Annotated in this window: 16 protein-coding genes; 5 read left to right on the plus strand and 11 right to left on the minus strand. The window is 66.6% G+C overall.

Features of this window, described 5'->3' with window-relative positions:
• The first annotated feature begins 1 nt into the window (after position 1).
• Complete coding sequence (trpE, locus tag ACCD06_RS10870) at positions 2-1513, plus strand: anthranilate synthase component I (RefSeq protein WP_109076406.1); 1512 nt, start codon at positions 2-4, stop codon at positions 1511-1513.
• A gap of 414 nt (positions 1514-1927) precedes the next feature.
• Here the strand turns inward: trpE and ACCD06_RS10875 are convergent, their stop codons facing one another.
• The 10 genes from ACCD06_RS10875 to ACCD06_RS10920 all read right to left on the minus strand — a co-directional run bounded on the left by ACCD06_RS10875 (position 1928) and on the right by ACCD06_RS10920 (position 12017).
• Entirely contained in the window at positions 1928-3415 is a 1488-nt protein-coding gene (locus tag ACCD06_RS10875) for a carboxypeptidase M32 (protein ID WP_413340606.1), read from the minus strand.
• On the minus strand, positions 3393-4193 hold the full coding sequence (locus tag ACCD06_RS10880) for an SURF1 family protein (RefSeq protein WP_413340608.1): 801 nt from the start codon (positions 4191-4193) through the stop codon (positions 3393-3395). Before ACCD06_RS10880 ends, ACCD06_RS10875 begins: the two co-directional genes overlap by 23 nt.
• The gene (locus tag ACCD06_RS10885) at positions 4190-4597 is read right to left on the minus strand and encodes a DUF983 domain-containing protein (protein WP_109076409.1); all 408 of its coding nucleotides are present in this window, start codon (positions 4595-4597) and stop codon (positions 4190-4192) included. Before ACCD06_RS10885 ends, ACCD06_RS10880 begins: the two co-directional genes overlap by 4 nt.
• Positions 4598-4630: 33 nt before the next feature.
• The gene (locus ACCD06_RS10890) at positions 4631-5506 is read right to left on the minus strand and encodes a cytochrome c oxidase subunit 3 (protein ID WP_413340610.1); all 876 of its coding nucleotides are present in this window, start codon (positions 5504-5506) and stop codon (positions 4631-4633) included.
• A gap of 21 nt (positions 5507-5527) precedes the next feature.
• Positions 5528-6169, minus strand: coding sequence for a cytochrome c oxidase assembly protein (locus ACCD06_RS10895; protein ID WP_413340612.1), 642 nt, complete (start codon positions 6167-6169; stop codon positions 5528-5530).
• A complete protein-coding gene (locus tag ACCD06_RS10900; protein WP_146205467.1) occupies positions 6169-6354 on the minus strand; it encodes a hypothetical protein in 186 nt (61 codons plus the stop codon). Before ACCD06_RS10900 ends, ACCD06_RS10895 begins: the two co-directional genes overlap by 1 nt.
• Positions 6351-7262: a heme o synthase gene (gene cyoE, locus ACCD06_RS10905; protein ID WP_413340614.1), complete on the minus strand. Its 912-nt coding sequence runs from the start codon at positions 7260-7262 to the stop codon at positions 6351-6353. Before cyoE ends, ACCD06_RS10900 begins: the two co-directional genes overlap by 4 nt.
• Before the next feature lie 135 nt (positions 7263-7397).
• Complete coding sequence (ctaD, locus tag ACCD06_RS10910; RefSeq protein WP_199232075.1) at positions 7398-9017, minus strand: cytochrome c oxidase subunit I; 1620 nt, start codon at positions 9015-9017, stop codon at positions 7398-7400.
• A gap of 132 nt (positions 9018-9149) precedes the next feature.
• Positions 9150-10001, minus strand: coding sequence for a cytochrome c oxidase subunit II (gene coxB / locus ACCD06_RS10915; RefSeq protein ID WP_413340617.1), 852 nt, complete (start codon positions 9999-10001; stop codon positions 9150-9152).
• A 636-nt stretch (positions 10002-10637) separates the two neighbouring features.
• The gene (locus ACCD06_RS10920; protein WP_247871541.1) at positions 10638-12017 is read right to left on the minus strand and encodes a DUF3422 family protein; all 1380 of its coding nucleotides are present in this window, start codon (positions 12015-12017) and stop codon (positions 10638-10640) included.
• 229 nt (positions 12018-12246) lie between these two features.
• Between ACCD06_RS10920 and tldD the strand changes: the two genes are divergently transcribed.
• From tldD to ACCD06_RS10940, 4 genes are all read left to right on the plus strand, one after another.
• Positions 12247-13680: a metalloprotease TldD gene (gene tldD, locus ACCD06_RS10925; protein ID WP_109073163.1), complete on the plus strand. Its 1434-nt coding sequence runs from the start codon at positions 12247-12249 to the stop codon at positions 13678-13680.
• A 150-nt stretch (positions 13681-13830) separates the two neighbouring features.
• Positions 13831-14391, plus strand: a complete 561-nt coding sequence (locus tag ACCD06_RS10930) for a polymorphic toxin type 46 domain-containing protein (protein WP_413340619.1) — start codon at positions 13831-13833, stop codon at positions 14389-14391.
• 86 nt (positions 14392-14477) lie between these two features.
• Positions 14478-14765: an immunity protein Tsi6 family protein gene (locus ACCD06_RS10935; protein WP_413340621.1), complete on the plus strand. Its 288-nt coding sequence runs from the start codon at positions 14478-14480 to the stop codon at positions 14763-14765.
• Positions 14766-14895: 130 nt separating this feature from the next.
• On the plus strand, positions 14896-15435 hold the full coding sequence (locus tag ACCD06_RS10940) for a glycine cleavage system protein R (RefSeq protein ID WP_413340623.1): 540 nt from the start codon (positions 14896-14898) through the stop codon (positions 15433-15435).
• A gap of 143 nt (positions 15436-15578) precedes the next feature.
• On the opposite strand, the gene sugE is transcribed toward ACCD06_RS10940, so the two are convergent.
• On the minus strand, positions 15579-15896 hold the full coding sequence (gene sugE / locus ACCD06_RS10945) for a quaternary ammonium compound efflux SMR transporter SugE (RefSeq protein WP_413340624.1): 318 nt from the start codon (positions 15894-15896) through the stop codon (positions 15579-15581).
• Between the last annotated feature and the right edge of the window lie 82 nt (positions 15897-15978).

The raw sequence follows: 15978 nt of genomic DNA on the forward strand, positions 1-15978 counted from the left end.
CGTGAAGGTCCAGCCCGATACCACCACCTTCGATGCCGCTTACGCCGCCGGTCGGCCGCAGGTGGTGTGGACCACGCTGGTCAGCGATCTGGAGACGCCGGTTTCCGCCTATATGAAGCTGGCGGATGGACGTCCGTTCGGTTTCCTGCTGGAGTCGGCGGAACGCGGGGCCGGGTCGCGGCGCGACCGCTATTCGGTCATTGGCTTCAAGCCCGACGTGGTGTGGCGGTCGCGCGGCAACCGGGCGGAGATCAACCGCGATGCCCTGCACGACCGCGACGCCTTCAAGCCGCTCGACCAAGCGCCGTTGGAAGCGTTGCGCGCGCTGATCAACGAGAGCCGGATCCCGCTGCCGGAAGAACTGCCGCCGATGGCCGCCGGTCTGTTCGGCTACATGACCTACGACATGGTCCGCCTGATGGAACGGCTGCCGGACAACAATCCGGACGAGCTGAACATCCCGGACGCCATCCTGACCCGGCCCAGCATCGTCGCCATCTTCGACAGCCACACCGATTCGATCACGCTGGTGACGCCGGTGTGGCCGAAGGCCGGCAAGGATGCCGCCACGGCCTATGCCGACGCGCGGGAACGGCTGACCGACGCGCTGGCCGACCTTGAGCGTCCCCTGCCCTACCGGCGGGAGCCACGGACGGAGAACGGTCTGCCGCTGGCCTGGACCTCCAACACGACGCGCGAGGAGTATCACGCGATCGTGGAGAAGGCGAAGGAGTACATCCGCGCCGGCGACATCTTCCAGGTCGTGCCGTCCCAACGCATCCGCTTTCCCTTCAAGCCGTCGCCGCTGGCGCTGTACCGCACGCTACGCCGCCTGAACCCGTCGCCCTTCCTGTTCCACTGCGACTTCGGCGAGTTGACGGTCGTCGGCTCCAGCCCGGAAATCCTGGTGCGCGTGCGTGACGGCAAGGTGACCGTCCGTCCCATCGCCGGCACCCGCAAGCGCGGCGCCACCACGGCCGAAGACGAGGCGCTGGCCGCCGATCTGCTGAGCGATCCGAAGGAATTGGCCGAGCACCTGATGCTGCTCGACCTCGGCCGCAACGACGTCGGCCGGGTGGCGAAGGTCGGCACGGTCAAGGTGACGTCCAAGATGATCGTGGAGCTTTACAGCCACGTCATGCACATCGTCTCCAACGTCGAGGGCGACCTCGATCCGAAGTTCGACGCGCTCGACGCCCTGGTCGCCGGCTTCCCCGCCGGTACGGTGTCTGGTGCGCCGAAGGTCCGCGCGATGGAGATCATTGACGAGTTGGAGAAGGCCCGCCGCGGAGTCTATGCCGGCTGCGTCGGCTATTTCGGCGCGTCCGGTGCAATGGACACCTGCATCGCGCTACGCACCGCCGTGCTGAAGGACGGCATGATGTATGTCCAGGCCGGCGGCGGCGTCGTCGCCGACAGCGATCCGGAGGCCGAGTATCAGGAGACCGTCAACAAGTCGATGGCCCTGATTCGTGCCGCCGAGGAGACGCTGCGCACCACCGCGCGCGGGTAATCTTCGCAGTCACGCGCAACGAAAAACGGCTGCCTCAAGGGCGGCCTTTTTCATGCCCAAACAGTTGCTGACGATCGAAGCTTTCTCCTGGGAAATGGATTATCCACAGGAATTTGCACGCTGTCGGCCAGTGGCGCCGCACACATCTGCAACCGTGCATCTATAGTGGAACTGTGTGAACGGGGTGGCGGATAGGCCGCCACCGCCGCACACACCAAGGGAGAGAAGAGGATGGAAAAGATCCTCACACTCCTGATCCTGCTGTTGCAGATCATCAAGGCGTGCCTTGATCTTCTGAACCGCTGATCGGATGGGTGCGTCGGGGTAGATCAGGCCCCGACGCACCTGTCCCTAAAGATAAGCCATTTCTCACGCTTGCCAAGAGGCTTCCGCACGCCTCCCGCGAGTTGACGGTCAGAGATACCGCCGCTCCAAATGGCGCTTGAACACCGTCGCATCCAGCGGCCGGCCGGTCGCGGCAGTCAGCAACTCGTCACCGGAGGCGTGGAAGCAGCCCGTCTCATGCACATTCACCCGCAGCCAGTTCACCAGCGGCGCGAACTCGCCCCGCGACAGCGCCGGGACGATCTCGGGATCGGCGGTGCGGGCAGCGTCGAACAGTTGGGCCGCGGTCATCGCACCCAGCGTGTAGCTCGGGAAATAGCCCCAGCCGCCGCCGGGCCAGTGGATATCCTGCAGGCAGCCAAGGCGGTCGTCCGGCGGCACCACCCCCACCAACTCGGCCATACCATCGTTCCAGGCGCCCGGCAGATCCGGCAGGGTCAGGTCGCCGGCGATCAGTGCCTTTTCCAGGCGATAGCGCAGGATGATGTGGGCGGGGTAAGTGACCTCGTCGGCGTTGACCCGGATGAAGCCACGTTCCACCCGGCTGTAGAGCCGGCGCAGGTTGTCGGCCTCCCAGGCTGGTCCCTCTCCGCCGAAGGTCTCGCGCACCACCGGCGCCAGCCACGTGATGAACTCCGCCGAGCGACAGGCTTGCATCTCCATCAGCAAAGATTGGCTTTCATGCACTGCCATGCCGCGCGATTGGCCCACCGGCTGGCTCAACCATGCGCGCGGACGGTTCTGCTCGTACAGCGCATGGCCGGTCTCGTGCAGGATGCCCATCAGCGCGTCGGTGAAGTTCGCCTCGTCGTAACGGGTGGTGATGCGCACATCGCCGGTCGCCCCGCCGCAGAAGGGATGCAGCGACACATCCAGCCGGCCGCGGCTAAAATCGAAGCCCAGCCGCTCCATCATGCGGACGCCAAGCTCACGCTGCTTATCGACGGGAAACGGCCCCTGCGGCTCGACGATTGCCGGTGCCGCTGCCTGCTTGTCGAGCACGCGGCCGATCAGGTCGGGCAGGAAGCCTGACAAATCGGCGAACAGTGCGTCGATGCGCTCTGCCCGCGCCCCCGGATCGTGGCTGTCGAGCAGCGCGTCATAGGCGCTGATCCCCATCACGGCGCCCAGCGCTTCCGCTCCTTCTCGCACGCGGGCCAGCACCTCGGTCAGGGAGGGCAGCAGCTTGGCGAAGTCGCTCTCGGCACGCGCCGCGCGCCATGTCATCTCGCAGACGGAGACGGCCTTGCTGGTCGCCTCCACCAGGTCGGCGGGGATGGCGGTGGCGTGGACGTGATTCCGGCGCATCTCGCGCAGGTTGGCGCGCTGCCACGCGTCGAGGCTGTCGTCGCTCTCCGCCTCGGCCAGCAGGTCGGCCATGCGCGGGTCGGTCGCCAACTCGTGCGCAATCACCGACAGGGTCGCGGTCTGCTCCGCCCGGCCGTCGTTGGCCCCTTCCGGCATGATCGTCTGGGTGTCCCAGCCGAGGATGCCCAGCGCGTCGCCGATGGCGGCGATACGGGCGTGGCGGCGTTCAAGCTCCTGATATGCGGTCATCGGGTCGTCCGTCGGTTCCGGTGTCGGCGCGCTTGCGCTGAGACAGCACGTAGATCCCGGCGAGCGATACCGCAAGCCCATACCAGGTCAAGGCATACTGCAGGTGGTTGTTCGGCAACTCCACCCGCGGCGCAATTCCCGCCAGCGTCCCGGCCGGCGCACCGGGCAACCCGGCCCCCTGCCCCGGCAGCATCTCCACCACCACAGGAGCCACCTCACCCAGCGACAGCGCCGCCGCCATCGCCGGCGGATCGGCGCGCATCCAGGCGGACCCCGGCGCCGGGGTGCCGTTGCCGGGCTGGAAGAAACCGGCAGGCTGCGGCACGCGGACGACGCCCTTGACGCTCACCTCCCCCTCCACCCGCGCGGCGGTGCGGGTCGCCGGATCGCGGCGGTCCATCGGCACGAAACCGCGGTTGACCAGCACGATGCCGGCCCCGTCCGCCCGCTGGAATGGCGTCAGCACCTCGTAGCCCACCTGTCCCTGGTGCGGGCGGGCGATCAGCAACATTTCCTTGTCGTTCAGGAAGCGGCCGGCCAGCGTCACCGGACGGAACTCCCACACTGTCGGATCGTCGAGGCGGGCGGGCAGAGGCACCGCCGGTTCGGCCATCTGCCGATCGATCCGCGCGATCAGGTCCTGCTTCCACTGCAGCCGCTCCAGCTGCCATGTGCCGAGCCCGATGGTCACCGCCAGCCCAGCGAGGGTGACCAGCGTCGCCCCCAGCGACGGGCGGAAGCGGCGCCGCTCCCCCGTCTCGACTGCGGTGGCGCTCACGATCCCTTCTCCACTTCGCTGCGGCGATAACGGTACTGCAAGGCGACGACATAGGCCTTGGCGGGCCGCAGCATGCCCAGCGTCAGCGCCAGCACGACGATGCTCCAGACGATGGCATGCAGCCACAACGGCCAGTCCACCGTCATCGACACCCAGAGCGCCACCGGCACAACCAGGAAACCCAGGATGAAGATCAGGAAAACCGCCGGCCCGTCACCGCTGTCGACCTGGGAGAAATCCAGGTCGCAGACATTGCAGCGCTCCGCCACCGTCAGATAGCCGTCGAACAGCCGCCCCTTGCCGCAGCGCGGGCAAACGCTGCGCAAGCCCGCCGATAACGGGGAAACTCTGGGGTACAGATCGATCACGCAATGACCTCCCGCTCGGACCGTTCCGGCAGACATATGGGCCGCCGGAACGGCTCGGCACCGGTGGCGTCAGTGGGCGGCGATCACACCGCCATGACCACCCCACCAATAGACCGACACGAACAGGAACAGCCAGACGACGTCGACGAAGTGCCAGTACCAGGCCGCCGCCTCGAAACCGAAATGGCTTTCCGGCGTGAAATGCCCTTTCACCGTGCGCACCCAGCAGACCGCCAGGAAGATGGTGCCAACCAGCACATGGAAGCCGTGGAAGCCGGTCGCCATGTAGAAGGTCGACGGGAAGATGCCGTCGGTGAATTTGAACGCGGCGTGGACGTACTCGTAGCCTTGGAAGAAGGTGAACAGCGCGCCCAACAGAACGGTCAGGCCCAGCGCCTTGGCGGCCGTCCGGTTATGCCCCTCCAGAATCGCGTGGTGCGCCCAGGTGACGGTCACGCCCGACAGCAGCAGCGTCAGCGTCATCATCAGCGGCATGTCGAACGGGTCGATGACATGCACGTTCGGCGGCGGCCAGATGGCGTCGGGATTGATCGGCGAAACCTTGGGCTCCAGCGCCGCATGGAAGAAGGCCCAGAAGAAGGCGGCGAAGAACATCACCTCCGACGCGATGAACAGCGCCATGCCATAGCGCAGGCCGATCTTCACCACCGGCGTATGCGCACGCTCGACCACCGATTCCCGGATGACGGAGCGCCACCAGCCGAACATCGTCACCAGAATGGCCAGCACGCCCAGCACCAGCAGGAACTTGCCGCCGCCATGCATGAAGATGACCAGCCCGGTCGCCAGAAGCCCGCCGGAAAAGGCGCCGATCAGCGGCCAGGGGCTGGGCTTCAGCAGATGGTAGGGATGCGGGATGCCGGCGCCCGGTTCATGGGCTGATGGTTCGGCGTGCGGCATTTGCCCGTGGGTGATGTCGGCCATCGTCTCACTACCCCATATTGTTTAGTTTGTGGCGGTCGCCCCCGGCTCCGCCTTTTGTTTGCTTGCCCCCGAAGCCTCGGACGTGGCGGTGGCCGTGTGCTGCGCAAGCTTGGCCTCGCTGTCCTTGGCGCGGAAGAAGGTGTAGGACAGCGTGATGGTGCTCACGTCGTCCATGTTCGGATCGTCGGCCATCGACGGGTCGACGAAGAAGGTCACCGGCATGTCAACGACTTGGCCGGGCTCCAGGATCTGCTCGTCAAAGCAGAAGCATTGGATTTTGTTGAAATAGGCGCCCGCCTTTTCGGGCGTGACGTTGTAGACGGCGGTGCCGACGGTGGGCTTTGCCGCCCTATTCTCGGCGCGATAGGCGGCCAACCCGGTTTCGCCCAGCTTCAGCACCAGTTCCTTCTGCTCCGGCTTGAAGGACCAGGGAAGGGCGGAGTTGGTGTCGGCGTTGAATCGGATGGTCACCTTGCGGTCGAGGACGCGCGCCGCGGCCTGCTCCGCCCGCTGGGTCGTGCCACCGAAACCGGTGACGGAACAGAACAGGGAGTAGAGCGGGACCGACGCATAGGTCAGCCCGATCATCCCTGCCACCAGCCCGAACAGGCTGCCGAGGATGAGGCGGTTGCGGCGGCGCAGCCTGTCGTCGCGCCCGGCCATCAGTGCGCCCCGCTCATCCGCACGACCGTGATGGCGTAGAACAGGGCGACCAGCGCCAGCAGCGCGGCCAGAACCGCCAGATTGCGGCCACGCAGCTTCCTGGCCCGCAGGTCGGCCTCCTGCCGCCTCTGCTCTTCGACCGAAGTGCGGGTTTCGGTCAGGTCATCGCGTTCCATTACCGTCATGCCCACCCTCCGAGGATCATCCGCTCGCCCATCATCACGGCGAACAGCAGGAACAGGTACAGGATCGAGAAACCGAACATCTTCTTGGCCGGCTTGTCGTTGCTTGCCCGCAGGACGCGGACGGCGCAGCCGACGAACATCAGGCCCAGGATGGCGGACACCGCCAGATAGACCGGACCGGCGATGCCGGCGAAGTACGGCGCCGCGGCCACCGGCAGCAGGATCAGCGTGTAGAGCAGCATCTGGCGCTTGGTCGCCGCCTCTCCCGCCACCACCGGCATCATCGGCACGCCGGCGCGGGTGTAGTCGCCGTTGCGGAACAGGGCCAGCGCCCAGAAATGCGGCGGAGTCCACAGGAAGATCAGCAGGAACAGCAGGACGGACGGCAGATCGACCGTCCCGGTCACCGCGGCCCAGCCGATCATCGGCGGGAAGGCGCCGGCAGCCCCGCCGATCACGATGTTCTGCGGGGTCCGGCGCTTCAGCCACATGGTGTAGACGAAGATGTAGAAGCCGATGGTGACCGCCAGCAGCGCCGCCGCCGTCCAGTTCACCGCCAGCCCCATCACCACCACAGACAGAACCGACAGGGTGACGCCGAAGCCCAGCGCCTCCGCCGGTTCGACCCGGCCCGACGGGATCGGCCGCTTCACCGTGCGGGTCATCACCGCGTCGATGTCGCGGTCGTACCACATGTTGATGGCGCCCGACGCGCCGGCGCCGACGGCGATGCACAGGACGGCGACCATCGCCAGGAAGGGGTGGATGTGGCCGGGCGCCAGCACAATGCCGGCCAGCCCGGTGAAGACCACAAGCGACATGACCCGCGGCTTGAGCAACTCGATGAAGTCACCGGCCGACGCCCCTCCGGTGTGGTTGAGCGTCAGTTCGTTCGTCACGTCCGTCATATCATGTCCTTGTCTTCTAACCCCGGGTCCGTCACCCCGGCGCCCTCAACACCGGCGCCCATTTTCGGGCTGCTCGGCTCTGTCCTTTTGATCGGTCGGGCGCCTCCTCGCGGCGACGCCCGCCCGTTAGCATGCTTACTTCACCTGCGGCAACGTTTCGAACGCATGGAACGGAGGCGGCGAGCTGACCGTCCACTCCAGCGTACCGGCCTGCGGCCCCCAATAGGCGCCCGGCACCCGTTCACCGCTGCGCAGGGTCTTCCAGGCGATCCACACGAACAGCAGCGTGGAAGCGAAGGAGATGTAGGCGCCCAGCGACGAGATCATGTTCCAGCCCCAGAAGGCGTCCGGGTAGTCCGGGATGCGGCGCGGCATGCCCGACAGGCCCAGGAAGTGCTGCGGGAAGAACACCAGGTTGACGCCGAGGAAGGTGGTGTAGAAATGGACCTTGCCCCAGAACTCCGGATACTGGCGCCCCGACATCTTGCCGATCCAGTAGTACCAGCCGGCGAAGATCGAGAACACGGCACCCAGCGACAGCACATAATGGAAGTGGGCCACGACGTAGTAGGTGTCGTGCATATAGTTGTCGAGACCGCCATTCGCCAGCACCACGCCGGTGACGCCGCCGACGGTGAAGAGGAAGATGAAGCCCAGCGCCCACAGCATCGGCACCCGGAATTCGATCGACCCGCCCCACATGGTGGCGATCCAGGAGAAGATCTTCACGCCGGTCGGCACCGCGATGATCATGGTGGCGGCGGTGAAGTAGGCCTTGGTATCGACGTCCAGCCCGACCGTGTACATGTGGTGCGCCCACACGACGAAGCCGACCACGCCGATGGCGACCATGGCGTAGGCCATGCCGAGATAGCCGAACACCGGCTTCTTGGAGAAGGTCGACACGATGTGGCTGATGATGCCGAAGGCCGGCAGGATCATGATGTAGACTTCGGGGTGGCCGAAGAACCAGAACAAATGCTGGAACAGGATCGGGTCGCCGCCGCCTTCGGGATTGAAGAAGGTCGTGCCGAAGTTGCGATCGGTCAGCAGCATGGTGATGGCGCCGCCCAGCACCGGCACCGCCAGCAGCAGCAGGAAGGCCGTCACCAGCATCGCCCAGACGAACAGCGGCATCTTGTGCAGCGTCATGCCGGGCGCGCGCATGTTGAAGATGGTGGTGATGAAGTTCACCGCGCCGAGGATCGAGCTGGCGCCGGCCAGATGCAGGGCGAAGATCGCCATGTCGACCGATGGCCCGCTGTGACCCAGCGTCGATGACAGCGGCGGGTAGATCGTCCAGCCGGTTCCGGCGCCGGTGCCGACGAAGGCGGAGCCCAGCAGCAGCAGGAAGGCCGGCACGATCAGCCAGAAGCTGATGTTGTTCATGCGCGGGAAGGCCATGTCGGGCGCGCCGATCATCAGCGGCACGAACCAGTTGCCGAAGCCGCCGATCAGCGCCGGCATCACCACGAAGAACACCATGATCAGGCCGTGCGCCGTGATCAGCACGTTCCACATCTGGCCGTCGGAGACGAACTGCAGCCCCGGCGACTGCAGCTCCGCCCGCATGATGACGGAGAACAGGCCGCCGATCAGCCCGGCGATGACCGAGAAGATCAGATAGAGCGTGCCGATGTCCTTGTGGTTGGTCGAATAGAACCAGCGCTGCACGAAGCCGGGGACGTGATGATCGTCATGCCCGTGCCCATGATCGCCAGCATGCTCCCCATGTCCCGGTGTGGCGTTTGCCATGTCTCTACCCTTTGTCGCTGTCCCTGGCCGCCGTCCGATCCGGTTCGTTCGGACGTCCGGCGGCTGGGTGGGTTCTTCTTATCGCGTCGTCCCTCTGGCGGGCGTTGCGACGTCCGCTTGTTCGACCCGCGTTTACTCGACCAGCGTGCCGGTCGGGCGCTGCGTCACGTCGCGGTCGCCGTCCTTCGGCGCGAAGGCGGTCTTGGCCTTGGCGACCCAGGCGTCGAACGCTTCACGGGACACGGCTTCCACCGCGATCGGCATGAAGCCGTGGTTGGTGCCGCAGATCTCGGAGCATTGGCCGTAATAGACGCCTTCGCGCTCGGCCTTGAACCAGGTCTCGTTGATGCGGCCGGGAACGCCGTCCTTCTTCAGGCCGAAGGAGGGAACCGCCCAGGAATGGATCACGTCGCCGGCCGTCACCAGCACGCGCACGGTGGTGTTCACCGGAACGACCACGCGGTTGTCGACCTCCAGCAGGCGCTTCTGGCCGGGTTTCAGATCCGTCTCGGGGATCATGTAGCTGGAGAAGGTGATGTTGCCGTGATCGGGATATTCGTAATCCCAGTACCACTGGTGGCCGGTGACCTTGATGGTCATGTCGGCCTGCGGGATGCGTTCCGCCGCATAGAGCAGCTTGAAGGACGGAACGGCGATCACGATCAGGATGATGACCGGAACCACGGTCCAGGCGACCTCGAGCAGCGTGTGGTGCGAGGTCTTCGACGGGACCGGATTCCTCTTCGCGTTGAAACGGACGACGCAATAGGCCAGCAGGCCCGCGACGAGGATCACGATCAGCGTGATGATGACGGTCAGCAGGTCGTTGAACGAGGTCATCAGGTGCTTGACCGGCGAGGCGGAGGGCTGCATGCCCATCTCCCACGGCCGCGGCTCGTTCGCCAGGGCGGTCGTCACGCCCCAGCCCCCTACCATCGACAGCACAGCCGCCAGGCCGGCGGCGTACAGGCTTTGCCTTCTCATCCCCAACCCCTTCTTAGCCGCGACGCTCGTCATGGCACGCGGTCGTCTCTTCCCGCCGACGCTCCCTCCGCCCTGTTGGTCCGGACCGTTTTCTGTTCGCGCGGTCCATGGTTGGGCTTATCAGCGAACGCCAGTTTATGCAGGGATCACGCCATCTTAGCGCGACATATACCCGCAGCCGGAGCTTATCCCCGCGCCCCGCTGGGTTACAAGCCTTTCCTCTCTTCCACTGTATGCATAGACTTTTCCTCACATTCGGATGGGCCGTGTGGATAAAGGTTGAGCGCGGATTGTGGTCATGCCATGCGACATTCCGCCGCAGTCCGTTCGACAAGCGGATTTTTGCAGGAATTGGGGCTGGAAAGGATGTGAGGGCGCAGAGACTGCGGCGCGCAGGATTATTGCAGCGCTGGAGCGCGACTCAGTGGGTAAGGATGGGGGAGGTTCGGGCCTCGGGCCAGATGAGCGAAGGTGATAGGCGCTTGCCCCCACCTCGATCCTCCCCCGCTGGGCGGGGGAGGAAGGCCGGTGCTTGTTCGGGAGAGTGGCGGCAGTCCCTCCCCCGCTCAGCGGGGGAGGTTAGGTGGGGGTCTAACTAGCCCGTGAAGAACAGCTAAACTGCTGCAGCCGCGCCCCTCAATGCCCCCCGACCAGCACCTTGCGAATCCGGCGCACGCCCGACCAGACGAAGGCGATGACGATGGGGATCATCACCCCCACCAGCATGTCGGGATCGACCTTGAACCCGAAGCCCTTCAGCCCCTTCGCCGCATAGCCGACGATGCCGACGAGGTAATAGCTGATCGCCACCACCGACAGCCCCTCGACCGTCTCCTGCAGGCGCAGCTGCAATTGCGCACGGCGGTCCATGGATTGGAGCAGCTCGGCGTTCTGCCCCTCCACCGCGATCTCCACACGAGTGCGCAGCAGGTTGCTGGCCCGCGCGACGCGCTGCGACAGCGAATCGAGACGCTGCTCCACCGCCTCGCAGGTGCTGATCGCCGGGTTCAGGCGGCGATCCATGAACTCCTGGATGGTCTGCAGCCCTTCGATCCGGATCTCGCGCAGTTCCTCGATTCGCCGCTCCACCAGCTCGTAATAGGCGCGGGCGGCGCCGAATCGATAGGCGGTCTCTGCGGAGATCTGCTCGGTCTGGGCCGCCAGCAGGGTCAGGCGGTCCAGCAGGTCACGCTCGTCCTGCAGGTCGCGCAGGCTGGCGATGCGGGTGGTGACGTCGGACAGCCCGGCCTCGATCGGGCCGATGCGGGGCAGCACGCCGCGCGCCATCGGCAGGGCCAGCAGGGCCAGCACGCGATAGGTCTCGATCTCCAGCAGCCGCTGGACGACGCGGCCGGTCTGGCGCGGAGTCATCGAATGGTCGGCGACCAGCATCCGGGAGAATCCATCGCCATGGATGCGGAAGTCGGTCCAGGCGGTCGCCGACCGGCCGGCGATCCGCGACCCGACATAGCTCTCCGACCCGAACATCGCCGCCATCATGTTGGGGGACGGCTCCGGCTGGTCGGGGGAGAGCACGGCGACGTGGATGCCGACCAGCAGTTCGCCCGGCAGCCCTGCCAGCCAGTCGCGCGGCAATGCGTGCAGCGCCGGTTCCAGGAAAGGATCAGCCAGGGAGCCTGCCGGCATGGCGCTGGGGCGGAAGACCGTCCAGGTCGAGAACTCTGTATGCCGCTCCCACTTCAGATGGAAGCTGCCGAAGGACGCGCTGTGGTGGGTGGCGCCCTGCGGCGGGCGGACCACGCCGGCCCAGTCGCACAGCGCCTCCAGGTGGCGGCGGTCGGCCTCCGCCGCGCCCTCCCCCGACAGCATCGCCAGCATGGTGGCGCGCACCGGCGCGGTCAGCGATTCGGGCGGCCGGGCATGGACCTCGTTGGTCAGAGTCTGCCGCAGCGGATGGTCCCGCAGCGGACGCGGCCCGGTCATGCCGGCACCGGTTCCGGAGGCGCCGGCGCGGTTGAGGCTATCCGTGGTCGTCCGCACCGCTCCGTCGCCCATGCTTTCCTCCGCCATCCCAGCACCGTACCGTGAGGTTACACAATCCGGCATCGGCGAACTTGCCGGATCGCGCCAGCGTCGCCACACTATAGTCAGTCCGTTAGAACACATCGTACGGCGCGGCGCGAGACCGCCCGCCATGACATTGTGTCCTACCATGGAACAAGGCCGGCACAAGCCGTCAGGCCGGGCAGACCGGGTTCCGCCCCATCACAGGTTCGGAGTTTTCATGAGCGCGCTTGCCGTCACCGACGATCTCTTCTTCAACCGCGCCGGCATGGACCGCGCCCGCGTGGAAGGCGTCGTGCAGGACGCCCTGCACAGTGCCGACGATGGGGAGCTCTATCTTGAATACGCCCAGAGCGAGTCGCTGGGCTGGGACGATGGGAAGCTGAAATCCGCCAGCTTCGACACCACCCAGGGATTCGGCCTGCGCGCCATCGCCGGCGAGGCGACCGGCTACGCCCACGCCAGCAACCTTTCGGAAGAGGCGATCCGCCGTGCCGCCGCCACCGTGCGCGCCGTGCAGGCCGGCCACACCGGCACACTGGCGGAGCCGCCAGCCGGCACCAACCGGGCGCTCTACATCCCCGACAACCCCCTTCACCTCGTCCCCTTCGAGGAAAAGGTGAAGCTGCTGGCCGACATCGACGCCTATGCCCGCGCCAAGGACGAACGGGTGCGGCAGGTCAGCTGCTCGATCAGCGGCGAATGGCAGGCGGTGCAGATCATGCGCGCCGACGGCGTGCGCGTCGCCGACCTGCGCCCGCTGGTCCGGCTGAACGTCTCCGTCGTGGTGGCCGAGGGCGACCGGATGGAGACCGGCGGCTATGGCGGCGGCGGCCGCGTCACCTACGAACACTACATCCAGCCGGAAACCTGGCGCGGCTTCGTCGACGAGGCGCTGCGGCAGGCACTGGTCAACCTCGCCTCCGTCCCCGCTCCGGCCGGCGAGATGACGGTGGTTCTGGGCAGCGGCTGGCCCGGCATCCTGCTGCACGAGGCCATCGGCCACGGGCTGGAGGGCGACTTCAACCGCAAGAAGACCTCCGCCTTCTCCGGGCTGATGGGCCAGCGCATCGCCGCCCCCGGCGTCACCATCGTCGATGACGGCACCATCGAAAACTCGCGCGGCTCCATCAGCGTCGATGACGAGGGCACCCCCGGCCAGTGCACCACGCTGATCGAGGACGGCATCCTGGTCGGCTTCATGCAGGACCGCATGAACGCCCGCCTGATGGGCATGCGCCCGACCGGCAACGGCCGGCGCCAGAGCTTCGCCTACAACCCGATGCCGCGCATGACCAACACGGTGATGCGCAACGGCAACCACACGCCGGAAGAGATCATCGCCTCCGTCAAGAAGGGCATCTATGCCAAGAACTTCGGCGGCGGTCAGGTTGACATCACCAACGGCAAGTTCGTCTTCTCCGCCAGCGAGGCCTACCTGATCGAGGACGGCAAGCTGGGTCCCGCCGTGAAGGGCGCCACCCTGATCGGCAACGGGCCGGACAGCCTGACCAGGGTCTCTATGATCGGCAACGACAGCCGTCTCGACCCCGGCGTCGGCACCTGCGGCAAGGACGGCCAAGGCGTGCCGGTCGGCGTCGGCCAGCCGACGCTGAAGCTGGAAGGCCTGACGGTCGGCGGCACCGCGGCCTGACGCCCGAGGGCATCCCCACTCCCTTGCCTTGAAGAGGGGTCGGACCGTAGATGCGGTCCGGCCCCTCTTCGCATTTCGGGCTTGGAGCGGCCGATTGCATGGGTATCGTCCTTTGGAAGATTTTCAACCTTCCGGATCGGATGATTGCCCATGCATTCGCTTTCGCACATCTTCAAGGCCGCAACACTCGCATTGGGACTGGCGCTTGTCTCGGCGCTGCCGGGAAACGCCCAGACCGCCCCCACCGCCGAGCAGGTGAGCGCCGCCAAGTCCGCCGGCACCAACGCGGACCAGATGAACGCCCGGGTGGTGGTGGCGAGCTATTTCTACGCCTCGACCGACCTCACCTCCGCCCGCTACGCCGATGACTCCAAGGGCATCGATTTCTCCAAGCCGCTGGAGGTGATCGATGTCGCCGCCGGCACCAGCTGGTACCAATATGTCCGCACCGGCTACGACAGCATCCGATTCGGCAACTTCTTCTCTCCGGTTGTGACGGCGACGCCCGACTGCCTCGGCATCTCCGGCACCGGCCGGGCCGAGTACAAGGCGGTTCTGCCCGACGGCCAGGGGCTGAAATCGGTCGCCGCCCCCATCGTCGACAGTTGGACCACTCCCGGCACCAGCGTGCAGACCAAGGGCGGCTGCGCCCAGGTCGTGGTGCCGAACACCGTCAAGGCCGGCGTCGCCAGTGGCGGACTGGTTCAGTAGGGTCGTGACCAACCACCGCCGTCGCTGTTCTCCCGATGGCGGCGGAGGTCCAGACTGGCCGCCGCCTTTCGCAACGGAGTCCCGCAATGCCCGACATCGCCACCACGGACGAGCTGTGCCGCCGGATCGCGCAGGCCCAGGCCGGGATTGCCGCGCTGGCACGGCGGGAGCCGGAGAACAGCTGGCTGACCAGCATCCAGCGCCAGCTCGACTATGTCGACGGCGCGGCGCGCGACGGAGCCAAGCGGCTGGACCGCGCCGACGAGCTGAATTTCGGCTTGCTCGCCTCCCATTATGTCGACGATGTCGATCCGGCGCTGGCGACCGAACTGCATGCCATCAGCGACGCCGCGCGCCGGTTGTTTGGCGGCTGAGTTGGGGCTGACCGGGGGCTGAACGCGATTTTGTTCTGGCGTTCCCGCCACCCCGCTTCGATGATCGGCCATCCGGACGGCACGGCCGAACCCGTGCCCCTCGAAGAAAACCGATCACGGGAGACGTGCGATGGCGACGGAATCGACTGCTGGCTTGGCCCTGGTTTCCACCTTCTGCCCCGACCGGGTCGGTCTGGTCTCCGGCGTCACCAGCCATCTGTTCGAACAGGGCATCAACCTGCGCGACGCCACCTTCGCTTCGCTGGGCAGCGGTGCGGAGTTCTCCGCCGTTTGCGAGCTGCCTGACGGTCTCACGGTGGCGGAGCTTCAGGCCAGCCTGTCGTCCCTGCCCGTCCTGGCCGGTGCCGAGGTGAAGGTCAGCCCCTTCGTCTTCGACCCGCAGCCCGGCCCGCAGGTGCTGATCACCCACCGCGTCGAGGTGTCGGGCGGTGACCAGCCCGGCCTCGTGGCGCGTCTGTCGGAGATCTTCACCCAGTTCGACGCCAACATCGTCCGCCTGGACGCGCAGACCCTGCCCGACCGTGCCGGCGAACGCTACGTCCTGCGCTTCTCGGTGTCGATCCCGGCGGAGCGGGCGGAGGTTTGCCTGTCGGCGGTGGCCAACACGGCGGAGACGTTGGGGCTGACCTGCCGGACGGAAGCGCTTTGAAGGGGTAAGTTAGACCCCCACCTAGCCTCCCCCGCTGGGCGGGGGAGGGACTGCCGCCACTCTCCCGCTCAAGCGCCTGCTCCCTCCCCCGCCCAGCGGGGGAGGGTTGGGGTGGGGGCAAGTGAGGGCTCTCAGCTCCCCCCTCACCCATGCAGAACCTTCAGCCCCACGATCCCCCCGACGATCGCGGCGATGCACAGCAGTCGCAGCGCCCCGGCGGGCTCGCCGAACAGCATCATCCCCAGCACTGCGGTGCCGACGGTGCCGATGCCCGTCCACACCGCATAGGCGGTCCCCAGCGGCAGCGTCTTCAACGCCGCTCCCAGGAGCAGGATGCTCGCCAGCATGGCCGCGGCGGTCAGCACGCTGGGCATCAGGCGGGTGAAGCCCTCGGTGTATTTCAGGCCGACGGCCCAGGCGATTTCGAAAAGACCGGCGAAAAACAGCGTGACCCACGCCATGACGGCGTCTCCGTCCTGGAATGGCGGGGTCGTCCCCACCCGGTTACCCTCTTTCCATCGGTGGGGTCGTCCCCACGGGTCT

Origin of the sequence: Azospirillum sp. CT11-132 (genome assembly GCF_047302835.1) — a bacterium.
In the GTDB taxonomy this organism is placed as follows: Bacteria; Pseudomonadota; Alphaproteobacteria; order Azospirillales; family Azospirillaceae; genus Azospirillum.

What these genes read in the sequence shown, in the direction of transcription:
- ACCD06_RS10935 (WP_413340621.1), top strand. Translation starts at nt 14,478, where the DNA reads ATGCCCGACATCGCCACCACGGACGAGCTGTGCCGCCGGATCGCGCAG.
- ACCD06_RS10920 (WP_247871541.1), bottom strand. Translation starts at nt 12,017, where the DNA reads ATGGGCGACGGAGCGGTGCGGACGACCACGGATAGCCTCAACCGCGCC.
- ACCD06_RS10875 (WP_413340606.1), bottom strand. Translation starts at nt 3,415, where the DNA reads ATGACCGCATATCAGGAGCTTGAACGCCGCCACGCCCGTATCGCCGCC.
- ACCD06_RS10930 (WP_413340619.1), top strand. Translation starts at nt 13,831, where the DNA reads ATGCATTCGCTTTCGCACATCTTCAAGGCCGCAACACTCGCATTGGGA.
- ctaD (WP_199232075.1), bottom strand. Translation starts at nt 9,017, where the DNA reads ATGGCAAACGCCACACCGGGACATGGGGAGCATGCTGGCGATCATGGG.
- coxB (WP_413340617.1), bottom strand. Translation starts at nt 10,001, where the DNA reads ATGAGAAGGCAAAGCCTGTACGCCGCCGGCCTGGCGGCTGTGCTGTCG.
- tldD (WP_109073163.1), top strand. Translation starts at nt 12,247, where the DNA reads ATGAGCGCGCTTGCCGTCACCGACGATCTCTTCTTCAACCGCGCCGGC.
- ACCD06_RS10940 (WP_413340623.1), top strand. Translation starts at nt 14,896, where the DNA reads ATGGCGACGGAATCGACTGCTGGCTTGGCCCTGGTTTCCACCTTCTGC.
- ACCD06_RS10895 (WP_413340612.1), bottom strand. Translation starts at nt 6,169, where the DNA reads ATGGCCGGGCGCGACGACAGGCTGCGCCGCCGCAACCGCCTCATCCTC.
- sugE (WP_413340624.1), bottom strand. Translation starts at nt 15,896, where the DNA reads ATGGCGTGGGTCACGCTGTTTTTCGCCGGTCTTTTCGAAATCGCCTGG.
- ACCD06_RS10900 (WP_146205467.1), bottom strand. Translation starts at nt 6,354, where the DNA reads ATGACGGTAATGGAACGCGATGACCTGACCGAAACCCGCACTTCGGTC.
- ACCD06_RS10885 (WP_109076409.1), bottom strand. Translation starts at nt 4,597, where the DNA reads ATGTCTGCCGGAACGGTCCGAGCGGGAGGTCATTGCGTGATCGATCTG.
- ACCD06_RS10890 (WP_413340610.1), bottom strand. Translation starts at nt 5,506, where the DNA reads ATGGCCGACATCACCCACGGGCAAATGCCGCACGCCGAACCATCAGCC.
- cyoE (WP_413340614.1), bottom strand. Translation starts at nt 7,262, where the DNA reads ATGACGGACGTGACGAACGAACTGACGCTCAACCACACCGGAGGGGCG.